Annotated in this window: 14 protein-coding genes; 3 read left to right on the forward strand and 11 right to left on the reverse strand. The window is 72.2% G+C overall.

Annotation, left to right across the window (positions count from 1 at the left end):
- Nucleotides 1-625 (reverse strand): helix-turn-helix domain-containing protein (locus AB0958_RS15270; RefSeq protein WP_366890893.1); only part of this gene is annotated, 625 nt, incomplete at its 3' end.
- Nucleotides 626-725: 100 nt separating this feature from the next.
- On the opposite strand from AB0958_RS15270, the gene eno reads away from it, so the two are divergent.
- Entirely contained in the window at nucleotides 726-2,009 is a 1,284-nt protein-coding gene (eno, locus tag AB0958_RS15275) for a phosphopyruvate hydratase (RefSeq protein ID WP_366890894.1), read from the forward strand.
- A gap of 242 nt (nucleotides 2,010-2,251) precedes the next feature.
- The gene (locus tag AB0958_RS15280; protein WP_366890895.1) at nucleotides 2,252-2,830 is read left to right on the forward strand and encodes a fasciclin domain-containing protein; all 579 of its coding nucleotides are present in this window, start codon (nucleotides 2,252-2,254) and stop codon (nucleotides 2,828-2,830) included.
- Here the strand turns inward: AB0958_RS15280 and AB0958_RS15285 are convergent.
- The 4 genes from AB0958_RS15285 to AB0958_RS15300 form a co-directional block, all read right to left on the reverse strand.
- Entirely contained in the window at nucleotides 2,799-5,456 is a 2,658-nt protein-coding gene (locus AB0958_RS15285; RefSeq protein WP_366890896.1) for a protein kinase, read from the reverse strand. The two genes, AB0958_RS15280 and AB0958_RS15285, sit on opposite strands and share 32 nt — an antisense overlap.
- Nucleotides 5,457-5,635: 179 nt before the next feature.
- A complete protein-coding gene (locus tag AB0958_RS15290; RefSeq protein WP_366890897.1) occupies nucleotides 5,636-6,676 on the reverse strand; it encodes a substrate-binding domain-containing protein in 1,041 nt (346 codons plus the stop codon).
- A gap of 287 nt (nucleotides 6,677-6,963) precedes the next feature.
- Nucleotides 6,964-8,211 carry a serine hydrolase domain-containing protein gene (locus AB0958_RS15295; protein WP_366890898.1) on the reverse strand — a complete coding sequence of 416 codons (1,248 nt, stop codon included), beginning with the start codon at nucleotides 8,209-8,211 and terminating at the stop codon, nucleotides 6,964-6,966.
- A gap of 138 nt (nucleotides 8,212-8,349) precedes the next feature.
- Entirely contained in the window at nucleotides 8,350-8,943 is a 594-nt protein-coding gene (locus AB0958_RS15300; RefSeq protein ID WP_366890899.1) for a TetR/AcrR family transcriptional regulator, read from the reverse strand.
- Nucleotides 8,944-9,132: 189 nt separating this feature from the next.
- Here AB0958_RS15300 and AB0958_RS15305 point away from each other — a divergent pair, with 189 nt between their 5' ends.
- The gene (locus AB0958_RS15305) at nucleotides 9,133-9,684 is read left to right on the forward strand and encodes an ATP-binding protein (protein WP_366890900.1); all 552 of its coding nucleotides are present in this window, start codon (nucleotides 9,133-9,135) and stop codon (nucleotides 9,682-9,684) included.
- Between the two features lie 49 nt (nucleotides 9,685-9,733).
- Here the strand turns inward: AB0958_RS15305 and AB0958_RS15310 are convergent, their stop codons facing one another.
- The 6 genes from AB0958_RS15310 to AB0958_RS15335 are packed head-to-tail and all read right to left on the reverse strand — an operon-like array spanning nucleotide 9,734 to nucleotide 16,830.
- A complete protein-coding gene (locus AB0958_RS15310) occupies nucleotides 9,734-10,165 on the reverse strand; it encodes a hypothetical protein (RefSeq protein WP_366890902.1) in 432 nt (143 codons plus the stop codon).
- Nucleotides 10,162-11,625: a hypothetical protein gene (locus AB0958_RS15315; RefSeq protein WP_366890903.1), complete on the reverse strand. Its 1,464-nt coding sequence runs from the start codon at nucleotides 11,623-11,625 to the stop codon at nucleotides 10,162-10,164. The genes AB0958_RS15310 and AB0958_RS15315 overlap by 4 nt, the downstream gene beginning before the upstream one ends.
- Before the next feature lie 13 nt (nucleotides 11,626-11,638).
- Entirely contained in the window at nucleotides 11,639-12,940 is a 1,302-nt protein-coding gene (locus AB0958_RS15320) for an OmpA family protein (RefSeq protein WP_366890904.1), read from the reverse strand.
- Nucleotides 12,937-13,842: a hypothetical protein gene (locus AB0958_RS15325; RefSeq protein WP_366890905.1), complete on the reverse strand. Its 906-nt coding sequence runs from the start codon at nucleotides 13,840-13,842 to the stop codon at nucleotides 12,937-12,939. Before AB0958_RS15325 ends, AB0958_RS15320 begins: the two co-directional genes overlap by 4 nt.
- Before the next feature lie 34 nt (nucleotides 13,843-13,876).
- Nucleotides 13,877-16,177 carry a hypothetical protein gene (locus tag AB0958_RS15330; RefSeq protein ID WP_366890906.1) on the reverse strand — a complete coding sequence of 767 codons (2,301 nt, stop codon included), beginning with the start codon at nucleotides 16,175-16,177 and terminating at the stop codon, nucleotides 13,877-13,879.
- Nucleotides 16,174-16,830: a toll/interleukin-1 receptor domain-containing protein gene (locus AB0958_RS15335; RefSeq protein ID WP_366890907.1), complete on the reverse strand. Its 657-nt coding sequence runs from the start codon at nucleotides 16,828-16,830 to the stop codon at nucleotides 16,174-16,176. Before AB0958_RS15335 ends, AB0958_RS15330 begins: the two co-directional genes overlap by 4 nt.
- Between the last annotated feature and the right edge of the window lie 198 nt (nucleotides 16,831-17,028).

The raw sequence follows: 17,028 nt of genomic DNA on the forward strand, positions 1-17,028 counted from the left end.
TCGAGTCCCGCTCGGTTCCCGGGGTCGAGTCCCGCTCGGTTCCCGGGGTCGAGTCCCGCTCGGTTCCCGGGGTCGAGTCCCGCTCGGTTCCCGGGGTCGAGTCCCGCTCGGTTCCCGGGAGCGGGTCCCGCTCGATCCGCGTGCCGGGGTAGGTGAACAGGACGGTGGCGCGGGCGTCGGGGGCGAGGAGGGGTGTCTCGGCTCCCGTGCCGGGGAGTCGGAGGTCCGTGGACAGCCGGGTGCCGACGAGCGCGTGCACGCGGGTGTGTTCGGCGCCGCCCTCCGCCGCCGTCGCGGTGAGCGTGCCGTCGCCGAGCACCCACCGGTCGCCCCAGTCCTGCATGGCGACCAGCACCGGCACCAGCGCCTCACCGGCGTCGGTGAGCAGGTACTCGTACCGCACCGGGCGCCGCTGGTAGAGGCTGCGCCGCAGCACTCCCTGGGCGACCAGCCGACCGAGCCGCTCGGTGAGCACCTTCCGGGACAGACCGAGCTCGGCGGCCAGCGCGTCGAAGCGGACGTGCCCGCGGGCCACTTCCCGCAGCACCAGCACGTTCCACCAGTCCCCGAGCACCAGGGCGGCCTGAGCCACGCCGCAGGTGTCGTCCGCGTTGTGCATCCTCATGGGGCCATAGTAAGTTCCCTTTCGGGACTCACTTTGTTTCTGAGCGAAACTTATCGCCCGGCGGGATCCGATCCGCGGGCCCAGTGTGAGGAGTTGCACCATGACCGCCATCAGCCGGGTCGTCGCACGGGAGATCATCGACAGCCGGGGCAACCCCACCGTCGAGGTCGACGTCGAGCTCAGGGACGGTTCGCTCGGCCGCGCCGCCGTCCCGTCGGGCGCGTCCACCGGGGCCCGGGAGGCCGTGGAACTCCGCGACGGCGACCCGGCCCGCTTCCACGGCAGGGGCGTGCGGCGCGCGGTCGACGCCGTGAACGAGAGCATCGCGGACGCGGTCACCGGGCTCGACGCGGAGGACCAGGCGACCGTCGACCGTACGATGACCGAGCTGGACGGCACCGACACCAAGGCCCGCCTCGGCGCCAACGCGCTGCTCGGCGTCTCCCTGGCCACCGCCAAGGCCGCCGCGGCCGCGCACCGCCTGCCGCTGTACCGCTACGTCGGCGGGGTCGACGCCCGCCTCCTGCCCGTACCGATGATGAACATCGTCAACGGCGGGGCACACGCCGACAACCCGCTCGACTTCCAGGAGTTCATGATCGCCCCGATCGGCGCGGCCACCTTCGCCGAGGCCGTCCGGATGGGCTCCGAGGTCTTCCACACCCTGCGCCGCAGTCTGCTCGCCGCGGGCCACAGCGTGAACGTCGGCGACGAGGGCGGGTTCGCGCCCGACCTGCGCACCGCCGAGGAGGCCCTCGACTTCGTCGTCCGCGCCGTCGAGGAGAGCGGCTACAAGCCCGGCACCGACATCACCCTCGTCATGGACCCCGCGAGCTCGGAGTTCTTCCACGACGGGGTGTACGACTACACGGGCGAGGGCGTCCGCCGCAGCCCCGCCGAACACGCCGACCACCTCGCCATGCTGGTCGACCGCTACCCTGTCGCGTCCATCGAGGACCCGATGGCCGAGGACGACCACGCCGGCTGGCGCGAGCTGACCGCCCGGCTCGGCGATCGCTGCCAGCTCACCGGCGACGACGTCTTCTGCACCAACGAGACCCTGCTGCGGGCCGGCATCCGCGACGGCATCGCCAACTCCGTGCTGGTGAAGGTCAACCAGATCGGCACCCTCACCGAGACGCTGGCCACCGTCGCCACCGCGCACCGCGCCGGCTACACCGTCGTCATGTCCCACCGCTCCGGCGAGACCGAGGACACCACGATCGCCGACCTCGCCGTCGCCACCGGCTGCGGCCAGATCAAGACCGGCTCCCTGTCCCGCGCCGACCGCACCGCCAAGTACAACCAGCTCATCCGCATCGAGCAGGAGCTGGGTCCGCAGGCCCGCTACGCGGGGGCGGCCGCGCTGGGCCTGCGCCGCTGAACCGCGCGCACGCACCGGTCCGGTTGCGATCTCGGGGTGGGACGGGGCGTGCGTGCGGGGCCCGACCTCGAGATGCGGTGACCACACCTGCTGGATACGCTCGCTCAGTGGCCGGGTGACCACGGCCCAGGGCCGTGGCGCGGCACTCGCCCCACCCCGCCCGCGGAAACGAAGAGTTCCGCCGTCCCAGACCTCTGCAGTGTTCACGCCTCCTCGGGAGGCTCCACGGGAGGAAGGTTGCGATGAGGTTCACCCGCATGCGTACCGCCAAGGCGACGGGGGCCGTCCTGGTCGCCGTCCCGCTCGCGTTCGGCGGCCTGGCGTCCCAGAGTCAGGCGCAGGGCGCGTCTCCCAGCCCCTCGGGGACGTTCGGTCCCGGCTGCTCGGCGCTCTCCCAGAAGGCCGACACGGCCAAGGACAAGGTCGTGGAGGCCGCGGCCGCCTATCCCCAGCTCAGCCAGCTGGTCTCGGCCGTGGTCAGGGCCAGGCTGACCGGCACCCTCGACGGGAAACCCGCCATCACCGTCTTCGCCCCCAACGCCCAGGCCTTCCAGAAGGTGACCACGTCGCAGCTCTCCTCGCTCCTCACCAACGAGGGGCAGCTGAAGAAGGTGCTGACCTACCACGTCGTGGACAAGCAGATCACCCCGAGCGAGCTCTCCAACGGCTCCTTCACGACGGTCGAGGGCAGCAAGCTGACCACGTCGGGGTCGGGCAGCGACTTCAAGGTCAACGGCAAGGCGAGCATCGTCTGCGGCAACATCAAGGCCGCGAACGCCACGATCTACGTCATCGACTCGGTTCTCCAGCCGCCGTCCTGACTCCCGAACCGCCGTCCGGCTCCGGCAACGGCAACGGCTCCGGCTCCGGCTCCGGCTCCGGCAACGGCTCGGCCGCCGGGGCCGGGGTCAGGGCCGGGGCCGGGGCCGGGGCCGGGGCCGGGGCTGTGAGGGTGCTGTCGGTGTCGGCGGGGATCGCCGGAGTCGTGGTGGCGGGTGGGGCGTGGGGAGGGGGCGGTGCGGCCCAGGTGGTGTCCTCGGCGGCGTGGGGGCGGGTGAGGGCCTGTGTCTTCGCGCGGCGGGTGGCAGGCGTGGTGGCGTGCTCGGCGACCAGAGCCCGCGCCCGCTCGGGCAGCGACGGCGGATCGAGCCTGCCCTCACCGGCTCCGGGCACCAGCGCCTCGGCCACCTCACCCGCCGTCGGCCGCCGCTCCGGGTCGGGGTGCAGACACCGGCGGACCAGCTCCGCGAGGTCCTTCGGCAGCCCGGCGAGATCGGGGGTACCGGCCCGGATGCGGGCGACCACGGACGGCGTGTCCCGGCCCCAGGGGCTGCGCCCCAGGGCCAGGCGGGCGAGGACGGTCCCCAGGGAGAAGACGTCGCTCGCAGGGGTGAAGGCGGCCTGTTCACGCAGCTGTTCGGGCGAGGCGTACGCGTACGTGCCGGCGAAGCCGCGCCGTGGCTCGGTGAGCCGTTCGATCTGGGCGATGCCGAAGTCGATGACGCGCGGTCCGTCCTCGGTCAGCAGCACGTTGGCCGGCTTGAGATCGAGGTGCACGATGCCCTGGGCGTGTATGGCGCTCAGGGCGACGGCGATGCCCGCCCCCAGCGAGCGCACCAGGCCGGGCTCCAACCGCCCGCAGTGCTCGACGAGTTCCTGCAGTGAGGGGGCGGCCACGTACGGCACCGCCATCCACGGGGTCGCACCGTCGGTGTCCGCCGCGATCACCGGCACGGTGAACCGTCCGTCGACCCGCTGGGCCGCCCGCACCTCGTGGGCGAAGCCCCGCTTGATCGGGGGAGCCGCCGCGAGGTGCGCGTGCAGCGTCTTGACGGCGACCATCAGCCCGTCGGCGTCCTGGCACAGGTAGACCCGCCCGAAACCGCCCTCGCCGACGCGCTCCAGGACCTCGTACGTACCGAAGACCGCCGGCTGGTCCGCCCCGCCCGCCCCGGCCGCGGGCCGCGCCCGCTCCATCTCCCGCCAGGTACCGATGGCCGCGGCCTGCGGGTGGAACGCGATCCGGCCGTCGTCCGCGGCCGACGCCCGCTCGCGCGGACCTTCGTCGCCCTTGGCCGTCCGCTCCGTCTGCTCGTCCTCCACCACGACGAACAGCGCCTTCCGCGGCGTCCGCGCCGCCTCCGGACCGCCGTCCTCGAACACGTACGCCTGGACCTGCACGTTCTCGTCGCTCATGAGGGACACGTAGACGCCCGGCAGCCCCAACCCCGCGCACGCGCAGGCCTCTTCCGGGGTCGGCCGCAGGTCGTCGCGGGAGAAGCACAGGGCCGCCACCTCGTACCCCTGCGCGGTCAGGCCCCGCAGCGCGTCCTTCCACTGCTCCGCCGTCCAGGCGCGCCACGCCGGTTCGTCCGCGATGTCGTTCACGACCGCGAGGCGGTTCGCGACGGCCGCGCCGGCCGCGCGCGCCAGCACCGCGCACGCCGTGTCCGGCGCCGCCTGCACCGTCTCCCCCAGCAGCGTCGCGGTCCGCTGTGCGACGCGCAGTACGGTGCGGCCGACCATCCGGGCGAGCCCGTCGCGCTGCCCGCGCAAGGTGTCGTACACCGGCGAGCCCGGCAACTGGCCCTGGGTTTCCATGCAGGCGAGCACCTTGTCGAAGCAGTCGACGGCCGTCGCGTGGTCCTCCGCCAGCACCGCCGCTTTCGCCTGTGCGACGAGCGCGGAGAGGACCTCGGAGCCGGCCGGGCCGTAGAGCTCCTCGGCCCGTACGGCTATCTGCCCGTACATCCGGCCGGCGCGCGAGTAGTCCCCGGCGGCTTCGACCGCGGCGGCCGTCGCGAAGAAGTCCCGCAGTCCCTCGGCGCCGCCCTCGTTGCCGAACGGCAGCACGCCCGCGACCTCGACGTAGCGCTGGCGGGCGATGCTGACCAGCTGGTGGGTGGGGCCGAAGTTCTGCTGGGCGGTCCCCAGCATCTGGGAGAACGCGCGCAGCGCGGCCGCGTTGTCGCCGCTCTTCTGCTGCCAGTAGCCCACCTCGCACAGCAGGGTGAGGGCGGTCTCGACGCGGTTCTCCCGCTCGGCGGCCCGGCGCATCGCCTCGTAACGGCGCACGGCCTCCTCCGGCCGGCCTGATCGGCCGTGCCAGTGGGCGAGTTGGTGCCGGGCCAGTTCGGTGTCCCGGTGGCGCGGTCCCTGGATCCGCTCCCGGTCGGCCAACAGGCGCACGAACAGCTGGACCGCGGCCTCGGGTTGACCCGCCTCACCGGTCCAGTGGGCGAGTTGGTGTCGCAGCGCCAAGGTCTGGGGGTTCTGCGGTCCCAGCACGTCCTCCGCCCGCGCGACGAGTTCCCCGTAGCGCTCGGCGGCCTTGCGCGCGTCACCCTGGCGGCCGGTCAGCTCAGCCGCCTCGCCGCCCTCGCGCAGCGCCGCGACGAGCGCGCTACGGCTCGACGGCGTTCCGCGCCCTCTGCCCAACCACCTCATCGAGTCTCCCCCAATGCCGGATCCGGACGTGCGCCGAGTAGCCAGTATGCGCTACCCAAACGATTGCGCCAATCGTTTGGGCAACATTGCCCATGGCGTTTCGCGAGTACCAACCGACGCTCGGATAAGTCGAGTTGCGCCGCGCCGGCAGACGAGGGGGCGGAGTTACACCGCGTCGCTCACCGCAGGCTCGGACCGATCGGGGTGCCGGTGGAGGTCCGCACCACGAGTTCGGGTGTGAGCGCCTCCGAGGTGACGGGCTCGCCCGCGATACGGCGCAGGAGCAGCCGTACGGCGCGGCGCCCCTGTTCGGCCATCGGGGAGTGGACGCTGGTGAGCGGGACGGGCAGTTCGGCGGCGAGAGGTGTGTCGTTGAACCCGGCCAGCGCGAGGTCCTCACCCAGCCGCAGGCCCAGGTCGCGGGCGGCGCCCATGACGCCGATCGCGGCCAGGTCGTTGACGGCGAAGATCGCGGTGGGCCGGTCGGGGAGGCTCAACAGCTCGACGGCGGCCCGGTGCCCACCTGCCGTGTCGAAGCGGCAGTGGCGCACCAGGTGGGGAGGCAGCGGCAGGCCCGCCGCGCGGTAGCGGTCGGTGAAGCCGGTGGTGCGGTCGGTGCCGGTGCTGGCGAAGGGTTCACCGGCGACGACGGCCACCCGGCGGTGGCCGAGGGCCAGGAAGTGCTCGGCCACGAGCCGGCCGCCCAGCGGGTCGTCGCAGGTGACTGCTGGAAGGCCGGTGTCCGTGCGGCGGTTGACCAGCACGAAGGGTGTGCCGTCCAGGGCGGGGTCGGCGAGCACGGCTCCGTCCAGGTGCGCGTCGCCGATGACGAGACCGTCCACCCGGCGCCCGAGGACCATGCCGATCCGCTCGCGCTGAGTGGCGGGATCGTCATGGGTGTTGGTGACGAAGGTCGAGAGTCCCCGAAGGGTCGCCTCCTCCTCCACGCCCTCGTAGATGGTGGCCACCACGATCTCGGACAACCGGGGGAACAGCACTCCGACCAGGTTGCTGCGCCGGGTGCGCAGGCTGGTGGCGTGCGGGTTGGGCCGGTAGCCGAGTTCGTCGGCCAGTTCCCGGATCCGCCGCGCCGTCTCGCCCGACGCGGCGCGGCCCTGCTCCCCGGACGGGCCGTTGAGGACCCGGGAGACCGTCGAGACGTGCAGCCCGAGCCGGTCCGCGATCCCGCGTAGTGTCACCGGACCGCTGTCGCCCGCCATAGCCGTCTCCCACGTCGCCGTCTCCGAACAGGTCCCATTCTCTCCAAGGGCGGCCCTCCGGGGGCTCGGCGGTCCGCGAGCCCGGCGGGCTCCATGACCGGCGGGCTCGGCGGGACGGTGTCGCGATCGGCGGTGTCGGCAGCGCCGTCGACGAGGCGGACACCGTCTCGGTCGTCGGCGACCTTGTCATCAGCGCACTCCTCGGCCGGGCGGCGGTCGCCGCCTGGAGACGCGCCCGCTGAGGCGCCGCGAGCAGCCGTCGGCGAGGTGCCGAACCGGCCCCGGGGTCAGCTGCCCGCCGGGACCACGGTGCCGAAGGAGGCGGCGGCGATCCGCTGGACGTAACGGATCTCGGTGCCGTCGAGGTTCCTGGGGTTGAGGGAGTAGACGATCTTCCGGGAGAGGTCTCGGGTGGCGAACGCGCCGCTGGTGTAGCCGGGGCGGGAGCCCGTCTTGCCCCAGACCACGACACCGTTGGAGGCCTGGACCCGCATCAGGCCCATGGTCATGCAGGCCCGGCCGGCGTCGGCCTCGGTGCGGCACTGACTGCTCTGGAAACTGGGGACGTCGGGGACCGTGAAGAGCTCGGCCTCCTGGGCCGGTGGCAGGAAGCGGCCGCGGAAGAGGGCGGTCATGAAACGGTCGAGGTCGCCGGGGGTGGAGATCATGCCGCCCTCGGCCCAGGGCCAGGGGCTCTGCTCGGTGACGTCCACCGGGTGCGTGGTGCCGTCGGTGGATTTGACCGTCAGATAGCCGTGGGAGTGCGGGCTCGGCAGCCGCGGGTCGTCGGCGTCGGGGACGTAGGTGTCGTGCAGGCCGAGCGGCCGGGTTATCCGGGAGCGGACCTCGTCGGCGAAGGTGTGCCCGGTGATCTTCTCGATCAGCACCCCTGCGACGTAGTAGTTCTCCCCGTTGTACTGCTGTGCGGTGCCCGGCGTGAACTCCATCGGCTGTCCCGCCATCAGGTCGATCACCCGCTGCGGGGTGAAGCTCTTCAGCCGGTTGGCGGCGAACCACTCGGGGCTGCCGTCGCCGAAGTCCGGGGTGTCGGCGCCGCGCGGCAGGCCACTGGTGTGGTTGAGCAACTGGCCGACCGTGACGGGAGGCAGGCCCGCGGGCAGGACGCCCGGCAGGTACCGCTGGACGGGCGCGTCCAGGTCGATCCGGTGCTCGGCGGCGAGCTGGAGAACGATCGTGGCGGTGAAGACCTTCGAGATACTGCCGATGCGGATGTGCGCGTCGGGCGGCACGCCGCGGCCGGTCTCCAGGTCGCCCACACCCGAGGTGCCCGACCAGTGGCCCGCACGACCGGTGATCCGTAGCAGCGCCCCGGTGACGTCCGCGTTCGGCAGGCCGCCGACGGCCGCCTGCAACGCGACCGGGTCAAGGCCGGGCAGCGGTGCTGTGGCGGAGGCGAGGGCTGTCTCCGACGGGGTGGCGGAGGCGGGCCGGGCCACCCCCGTGGCCAGAGTGGCCAGTAGGCCGCAGCAGGCTGCCAGGGTGGCCCAACGGGTCCGGCGGGCAGAGTTGTTCACGATGAGAGGCTCCGTACTCGTGAGGGTCGGGCCGGTGGTCGAGCGGCCCGGCCATCAGTCTCGTCCGCGCCGGCGGACCGCCTCATCAGGGAACGCCCCTGAGCAGACCCTGATCGACCCCCGACACCTGCTTGCGGGTCAGCTCGTCCAGCCCGGCTCCAGGGTGTCGAGGAGGGCACGGAAGGCCGCCTCCGCCCGGTCCCAGTGGCCGTCCGCGAGAGGGGCGAGCAGGAGACCCAGGGAGGCGTCCGTGAGGAGGGTGGCCTGGGTTCGCGAGCGGTGCTCCGACAGGCCCAGCTCGCGCAGGATCGACGTGATCATGTCGGTCCACTCGGTGACGATGTCATGCATGACGGGGCCGTAGCGGTCCGGGTGGAGCACGCTGGCGCTCATCACCTCCAGGTAGAGGGGGAGCGCGGCGCGCACCTCGGGGTCGCTGAAGCTGCGCCACATCTCCTCCAGGAAACGGCGCAGGCCCTGGACGTCCGAGGGGGTGCCGACGGTGTCCAGCAGGGTCCGGGCGCGCAGGAGGGGGCGACGATCGTAGACCGAGATCGCCTCGGTGATCATGCGTTCCTTGGTGCCGAAGTAGTACAGCAGCATGCGGTCGCTGGTCCCCAGCGCCTGGGCGAGCGGGCGCAGCGAGAGGTCCGCCAGGCCGTTGCGCAGGACGTATGCGCGGATGCCGGCGAGCAGGGCCTGCCGTTTGGCCGGGTCGGGCGGTCGGGGCATGTGGGGCTCCTGATGCGTGAGGTGCGCGAGGTGCATGAGGTGCGTGAGCGGTGGGCTGGCCAGGGCGACCGATGGGTAACTTTTGGGGAGGTATTTACCGTAGCAGCCATTACGTCTATATTTGGATGTAGCGGCCGCTACACGCACGAACCACGCCGCCCTGTCAGCTCCACCAAGGATTGATTCGCCATGACCGTCCAAGCCCTCGACTCCGCCGCCCCCGGGGAGGTCCGGCTCGTCCACGGCGCCGCTCCTTCCTGGTTCGCCAGGCAGTGGGCCCTGTGGTCGCGCATGCTCGCACCCCTGCGGCCGTTCGACGCCCCCCGGGGCCGGGCCACCGCGTGGGACGCCTCCTGGCCCCTGGCACGGGAGCTCACCTCGGTGCGCCGGGCCCGGCGGCTGGTGACGGCCCAGTTGAGCGAGTGGGAGGTGGGCGACTTCGCGGACGCCGCGGAGCTTCTCGTCAGCGAGCTGGTCACCAATGCCCTGCGTCACACGCGGGGGCCGCTGAGGCTCAACCTCCAGCTCTGCCGGGGCCGGCTGCTGTGCGAGGTCGAGGACACCGAGTCGGCCGGCCCGGTACTCGGCGCCGCCGAACCCGACGACGAGGGCGGCCGGGGCACGGAACTCGTCGACCTTCTCGCGGACGCCTGGGGCAGCACGCGGACGGCCACCGGCAAGACCGTCTGGTTCGAGCTGGGGCCCGTGGACCGGTTCCCGGCGGCTCCGGCGGCCGCGTGACCGGAGCCGGTGGGTGCGGGCCCGTGAGCGAGGACAACGGAGCAGGGCGTCAGGACGCCGCGAGGAGGAACAGGGCCGCCGCCGTGTCGGCCAGGGCGAAGGTGCCGTAGAAGAGCCTCATGGTGCGGGAGAGGGCGACCACGCGCCAGGGGACGGGCTGCGCGTAGCGTTCGACGTCCATGCTGAACACGGGGACCTGGCTGGACTCCGGTGCCAGGGAACGGTCGTACAGGGAGCGGAACAGCCGCTCCTGTTCCAGGTAGTAGGTGTCCAGCAGCCAGAAACCCGAGGTCATCACGAGGGCGATCACCGCCACGGCCCATCCGGCGCCCCCCGCCGCGACGGTGACCAGCCCTCCGCTGACGGCCATGGCCCAGCCCTTGACGAGAAACGAGTTCGTGCCGAAGCGGCTGATGGTGACCTGGAGCAGTTCCAGGTGCTTCACCCTGGTCTCGTCCAGGACCCCCGACCCGGTGTTCATCCGCTTTCCCCCTTGTCGTCCGCTACGCCTTGGTCGCCCTTGCCGGTTTCACCGTCGGCGCCTTCGGCTTCCCGCGGCCCCTGCCACTGTCGGTCGAGTGCCGCGAGGGCGTCGTCCAGACGGCCGGAGAGGCCGTCCGGATGATGACGCCGGAGCAGCTCCCGTGCCTCGGCGAGCAGGTCCAGCCTGATCTGCGGGCCGGGCTCGAAGCGTGCCGGCATGAGCACACCCTGGGGAGCGCACGGGATCACTGAGATCCCTTCCGTGGGCCATTCGGCCGCTCGCAGCGGGAAGTCGAACATGCCGGCCATACCCGTGCGGGCCCGTTCCTCCACCAGTCCGGACGCCGCGTCCTCCACCTGCCTGCGGGCGTCCTGCTCCGCCCCGTCGAGCGCGGCCTTGAGCGCGAACCAGGCCGTGACATGTGCCACCAGCGCGTCGCGTGCCGCGCCGTCCAGTTCGTCGGCGGCCTTCATGCGCTTGCGCAGCGCCTTCTGCGCGGTCGCGGCGTGCACCCGCCGTTCCTTCTCGGCGTCCCGCTCCCGTTTGCGCTCGGCCTCGCGCGCCTTCCTGGTGAACCTCGCCGCCTCGGCGTCGGCCGCCGCCTCGGGATCGTGCGAGAGCAGCTTCGTGGCCACTGCCGCGATACCGAGCAGCAGCAGGAGCACCACGACGACCGGCTGGAAGAGCGCCAGATAGCTGTCGCCCGAATCCTCGGTGGCGATCAGCACCCGCACCACACCGCAGGTGACGATGAGGCCGAGGACGGCGAGGACGAACAGCCAGGGGACCACCAGCGGACGCCACCAGTACCGGCTGCCGTGGCCGGCCACGGCAGCGGCCTCACGGCCCTCGCGTACGAGCGCCATGCGCTCGGCGAGGAACGTCCCGGCCGCCAGGAGGCAGACCGAGATGGCGAGGCCGGGCAGGTAGGCGAGCCAGTACTGCACCGAGCCCTGGTCGACATCCAGTATCTGCTGGACCACCGAACCCATGAAAGCCGCGTCGAAGAGCGCACCGGCGGCGGTCACCGGCCAGACCAGCCGACGCCACATCCCGGCCACTCGGGGCCGCCGGGACACCTCCTGGCTCCGCTCTTCCACCACCCCGGCCGCAACACCGCGCACGACGGCCACGGGCGGTGCCGGCAGGGCCGGCAGGGCCGGCAACACTCCCCCGGTGTGCCTGAACCGGTCGACGGCGGCGATGGCGCCCGCCACGCGCTGTGCGGACCTGACGACGGCCGCGCAGGCGGTACCGAGTCCTGAACGGTCGTCGGTCAGCACGGAGTTGCCGGCGCTGAACGCCCGCATCAGCACGGCCCGTTCGCGGCTGTCCGTACGGTCGACCAGGCGGACCGACGGCGCGTCCCGCGGGTCGGGCTCCCATCCGTTCGGGCAGTTCTTGGCCGCGCCCAGCACCACACCGCCTCGTGCCGTGTGGCCGTTCTCGCTGTTCATCTGTCCCCTCCCTTCATCGGACGACCGCGATGTCGACGCGGCGCTCGCACTGGAGTTCCTGTTCCGTCCCCAGGCCGTCCGCCGCTCCGGGACAGCCGTCCGGGACGCCCTTGCCCACGGCGGTCACGCCCCGCACGCCGAGCCGTTCGAGTTCGTTCTTCACGGCGTCCGCGCGGGCCTGGGACAGCGTCCGGTTGTTGCCCGAGCCGCCGCGCGGATCGACGTAGCCGAGAACGCGGACGCGTACCCCTGCCAGGTCCCGGACCTGGACGGCGATCCTGGCCAGCTGAGGAAGCGCGGCGGCCCGCAGGACCGCGGAGTTCGGGTCGAACAGCGCCCTGGCCCCGGCCTGCTTCCAGGTACGCTCCGGGAACTCGACGGCCGGGTCGCCGGGGCGCCGCGGCGCGGCCCTGCCGCTGAGCGTCCGGGGCGCCGCGACCTCGCTCACCGCGCAGTCGGCGGGGTCGGCCGGCTTCGGGTGGGCGGCCGCGCAGAGCCGCCGCCACAGGCCGTCGAGCCACGCCTCCTGCGCGGGTGAGGCCTGCGGCTCCTGGTCCGCGGTCTGCCCCAGACCCACGAACACCGTTTCCACGGAGGCCAGTGTCCTGGTCGTCACCTCCTTGTCGGCCGAGCAGCGCTGCACGATCGCGTCGGTCTCCAGGCCCCCGTCGAAACCGGCGTCGCGCAGGTCGGCACACCCGGTCGTGGGCAGACCGTCGGTGAGGACGACCAGCCTGCGGGTCCCCCTGCTGCCCGCGAGGACGGTGCTCGCCTCCCGTACGGCTCCCAGCACGTCGCTACCGCCGCGGGCGGGCACCGTGGACTGGGCCTCGGCCACCGCCCGCGCGACGCAGCCCGGTACGGAACCGGCCTGTCTGCTCCGGGTGATCTCATTGCGGGAGGTGGGTTTCGCCGCCCAGTCGGCCGCCGTCCACCGGACGTCGCGCGCGGCGCCGCCGAAGGTGGCGACCGACACGGTCCCCACCCCGTGCAGCCAGCCGGGGATCCTCGCCTTGACGGCGGCGGACTGGTCGACGCCGCCGGAGTCCGGGGTCGAGCCGCGCACCGACGACGAGACGTCGACGAGGATCACCGTGTGTCCCGGCCGGTTGGAGGACGCACCGTCCGCGGCCTTCCGCATCCAGCCGCATTCGGCGGCCTCGTGGCCCGTACCCGACGTGCAGCCGGAGAGCAGCCCGGCCACCAGCACCGGCAGAAGAAGAACGGGTGTGACGGTTCTGCCCGGGCGGTCCCGGCGTGGCGCCTGGGCGAACCGCGCGACGCGGCCGGAGCGGGCCTGCTGCCGTGTCCTCACCGCTCACCGTCCGGCCGGTTGTCTCCCAGCATCCAGGAGAAGGGGGTGAGTCCCATCTGCTGGGAGAAGCTGTTCAGGGCCTTGTCGTAGGCGTTGGCGAACTCGAAGAGCCCGATCTCCTCGTGGTTCTTGGTGGCCTGGTTGAGCACGTTGGCCAGGGCGACGGCGCCGGTGCGCCGCACGGTGCGCAGGGCGTCGGTCGCGGCCGCGAAGTCGCTGTCGGTGAGAGCCGCCGCGAAGGGGAGCAGGAACTGCCGCTGCACCGGGGTGAGCACACCCGAGTGCTCGAGGCCCGCGATCACCTGGAGCCACAGCTCGGTGAGCTGCCTGGTGTGCTCCGCCCGCAGCAGTCCGACGCTCAGGTCCTCCTTCATCGCCTGGGCGTCCAGCCGGGTGGGCCGCATCCGGTCGCGCAGGGCCGGATCGATACGGATCCGGACCGTTGGACGGCACTTGACGAGTCCGTCCTCGTCCTCGTAGCACCAGCCCTCGGACAGCTCGGAGTTGATCAGTTCCTCGGCCTTGGCCGCATCCACCGGGTCACAGGTGCGCGAAAGCGGCCAGGCCCTCTTGAGGAGTTCGTCGCGCGCTTCGGCCGACAGCGCGCCGGCCCGCCGGCGCAGCTGCTCGACAGACAACTCGCTGCTGTGCCAACGGAAGTGGGGCAGCACCTGGAACTCGAAGACGTCGCCCTCCGCCGCGAGCAGCAACGGCTCCGCGGCCGGTGCCAGTTCGGCGTACGCCTCGGGGCGGACCGGCTCCACGGAGAGCAGTGCGGGCGACTCCCATTCGGCGACGTGCTCCGAGGTCGCGCCGGTGGTCCGAGCGCGGCCGTGTTCGCCGCTGCCCCGCCACCAGTCACGCAGCCTGGCCCAGAACCCCTTCTTGCGGTTGTTCGACACAGACGTGTCCCTTCGTACGGTCGGTGGTGTCGGATCAGACGGCGGCGAGGACGCGACGGAGCGTCACGGAGTCCTCGTGGCGTGGCATCCAGACCCGGTCCAGGTGGAACCGGGCACGCCCTTTCAGCGGGCCGGTGAAGATGCGGGGAGCGAGAGACTCGTAGAGCGTGGCGAGGTCCTCGTTGCCCGCGCCGTCCGCGCCCGGCAACCAACGGGCCAGCAGGTTCCAGGCCCGCGTGGAGGTCTCCCCGGTGATCAGTGCACGGTTGAGGAGGGTGACGAGCAACTCGGCGTGTTTGTCGTTCGCCAGGGCGAGTTCGGCGAGGGCGGGCCGGCCCGGCCGGTCCGCGCTGACCGTGGAGCGGCCCAGGGCGAGCATCGTGCGGACGGCGTGCCGCGGCAGGTACTCGTCGCGTGCCGTCGCCCAGCGGTCGAGTTCCGCCATCACCTCCTCCACCTGGCCGGCCAGGAACAGCCAGGCGGTGGAGAAGGCGATCGAACTGAACGCGACCTGATCGGGCTTGCGGCCGAGCCTCCCCAGTTCGGTGAGGGTGGCGGGTACGTCCCGCAGGCCTATCGACGTTCCGTAGGCGCGGGCCGCGCTGTCCTGCAACGCGGTCCCGGGGCTGCGGGCCCAGTCCTGCACACGGGAGGCGACGCGATCCGCCGCACCGCCCTCCTCCGCGGCCATCTCCAGTGCCAGAGCGGCGCACACTCGGCGCACCCCGGAGTCGGACCTGGCCCATCGGCCGACACGGCGCTGGTAGACGAAGTCGAAGTCGTGGCCCATGAGGAGGCCGACCAGCTGGGCGACCCTGACCCGGACCCGCTCCCGGCCGGGACCCCGTCCGCCGACCAGCAGGTCGAGCCAGTCCAGCAGGGGTACGCGCAGTCGGCTGTAGGCGTCCCAGGTGCTCTCCAGCATGGTGTGCAGCAGTTGGTCGTGCACCAGCAGCGCCTGCCGGAAGGCGTTGCGGGCATCGGCCGCAGCGGCCTCGGAGGCCCTCATCTCCTGTGGCACGAGCCGGTTGATGTTCTGCTCGGCCATGTGGTGGACCAGGTCCTCCTCCGCGATGCCGAAGTGGGGCAGCATGATCCGGCTGAGCAGGTCGCCCGCCTCGACGATGTCGGACAGCGGGTGTCCGTTGAAGAGCGCGTAGGTGATGCGGAAGGCCTGGTGCTGGGGGGCCGGTACGCCGTTCCCGCCCCGCCCGGCGTCCAGCCCGAGCATCTCCCTGGCCAACAGGCGCAGCCAGTCGCGCCACCGGCCGATGACGTCGCCGAGGTCCTGGTCCGGGGCGTGGATGTTCTCGGCGAGGACGCGGGCCAGCTGGACGACCCCGGTCACCGAGCGGGCCAGGCCCAGGGTGCTCCGCAACTGCTCGTCGCCGGTCACCCGGTCGAGGAACCGTGCCGTGCTGTCCTCGTCGCACCGCTGTCCGCCGTCCTCCTCGTCGCGCCGGCAGTGCAGCCGGTGGCGGGTGACCAGGACCTTGAGGTGGGCTTCGAGCACCAGCAGGGAGTCGGGTCCGGAGTGTGCGAAGACGGGGACGTCGCCGGCCGCGCCGGGGAAGCTGGATTGCGGCCCGGTGACGACCAGGTACGCGTGCGCCCGCTCCATCACCTGGGCCAGGCGCTCCAGCATCGTCGCGGTGACCGGCCAGGCACCCGTCTCCACCAGGTACCCGTGCCCCTCCTCCAGGACGTCGTCCGCCTGTTCACAGATGCCCAGGACGACGTCGGCGTCCTCGCGGTAGAGGGCGCTGACCGCGTACCTGGGCCGGCTCCACCGGGTGAGGACGGCTGTCGCGGTGGCCCGCCGCCCGGTGCCCTCCTCCCCGCACAACCCGATGACGCGGTGCTGTTCGAGGCTGCTCTCCATCTCGGCCTGTCCGGCGACCGCGACATAGGTCGCCGTGACGACGTCCTCGCGGAAGGGGACCGCCTGGACGAGGGTCTTCCGCGGAGCGCCGTCCCCGCTGTAGTTGCTCTCGATGTAGACGGCGGTCGAGCCCACGCCGATCGCACCTCGGTGGGCCTTGATGAGGCTGTGCCGTGCGCGGACGGCGCTGGACTCCTCGAAGGAGGCCTGCTGTTCGGACACGGACCTGCCGTCGGCCTCGGCCGCGGGGTCCTTCGCCTCGGGCCGTCTGCCGGCCGACTCGGTCCCTGCCCCGCCGACCGTCGGATCGCCGGCCGGCGGGGCGTCCCCGTCGCGCACGCCCTCCCCTCCTTCGGGCGCGCGGTCCGGCGCGGCGCCGGTCGGGGCCTCGGTGGCCGACTCCGGGGGCAGCGGAGAGTCCGGCACGTGAGTCTCCGCTGGCTGGTCGCTCATGCCGGCCGCCTTCCCTTCTCGTTCCCGTCCCGCAGTTCCGCGTGCTCGTTGTAGACGGGGTCGTAGCCGACCGCGCTGCGGGTGATCTTCGCCTTGGCGAAGGCTCCGCCGGTCTCGCGGCTCCGCCCGGCCCCGCGCTCCTTGTCGCGCTTCTTCGCAGGCTTCTTGGCCGGCTTCTTCTCGGGCTCCTTCGCCGGCACGTACTCCTGGATCACGTCGATGAGGGTGCGGAGGTCATGGTGTGCGTAGCCCTCGCGCAGGGGCTGGACCTGCCGGTCGGCGAGCCCGACGAGGGCCGACGGGAGTTTCTTCGCCTTGGGGAGCGCCGAGTCGAGCAGTACCGGAATGACGACCTTGTTCAGCGCGAGGGCGGTCGCGATCTCGTCGTGGACGTAGTCATGCGGTACGTCGAGCCTGCGCATGCCGGTTTCCTCGTCGCGGATGTCGAGCCAGTGAGGGCCGATCAGGGAGAGGAAAACGATGCACGACTCGAGTTCCCGACGGAGATGGTCGGGGAAATCCGTTCCCGGCCGCATGGACCGGCGGTCCCTGAACACGTCTTCCTCGCCGAAGACTTCCACGAGCCGTTCGTCCACGAGTTCAGGGGCTCGCCCGCCGTCACCCGTCCTGTAGTTGATGAAGATTTTCGCCATCGGGTGACTCCTCACTAGTGGAACGCAGAGCACTTCCGCCTGCCGACGGCAGAGCGGACAACACGCCTGTTTCTGGCGAGATTTTCAGCCTGGGAAGGGCGGGTCAATGCGTTTCCCCGGCCCATTGCCCGGGGAAACGGAACACTCGTCCGGGCATCATGAAGAAGCGGGACAGCAGGCGGCAGCGCGTTTCCCCGT

Origin of the sequence: Streptomyces sp. NPDC006655, from assembly GCF_040703965.1 — a bacterium.
Taxonomy (GTDB): domain Bacteria; phylum Actinomycetota; class Actinomycetes; order Streptomycetales; family Streptomycetaceae; genus Streptomyces.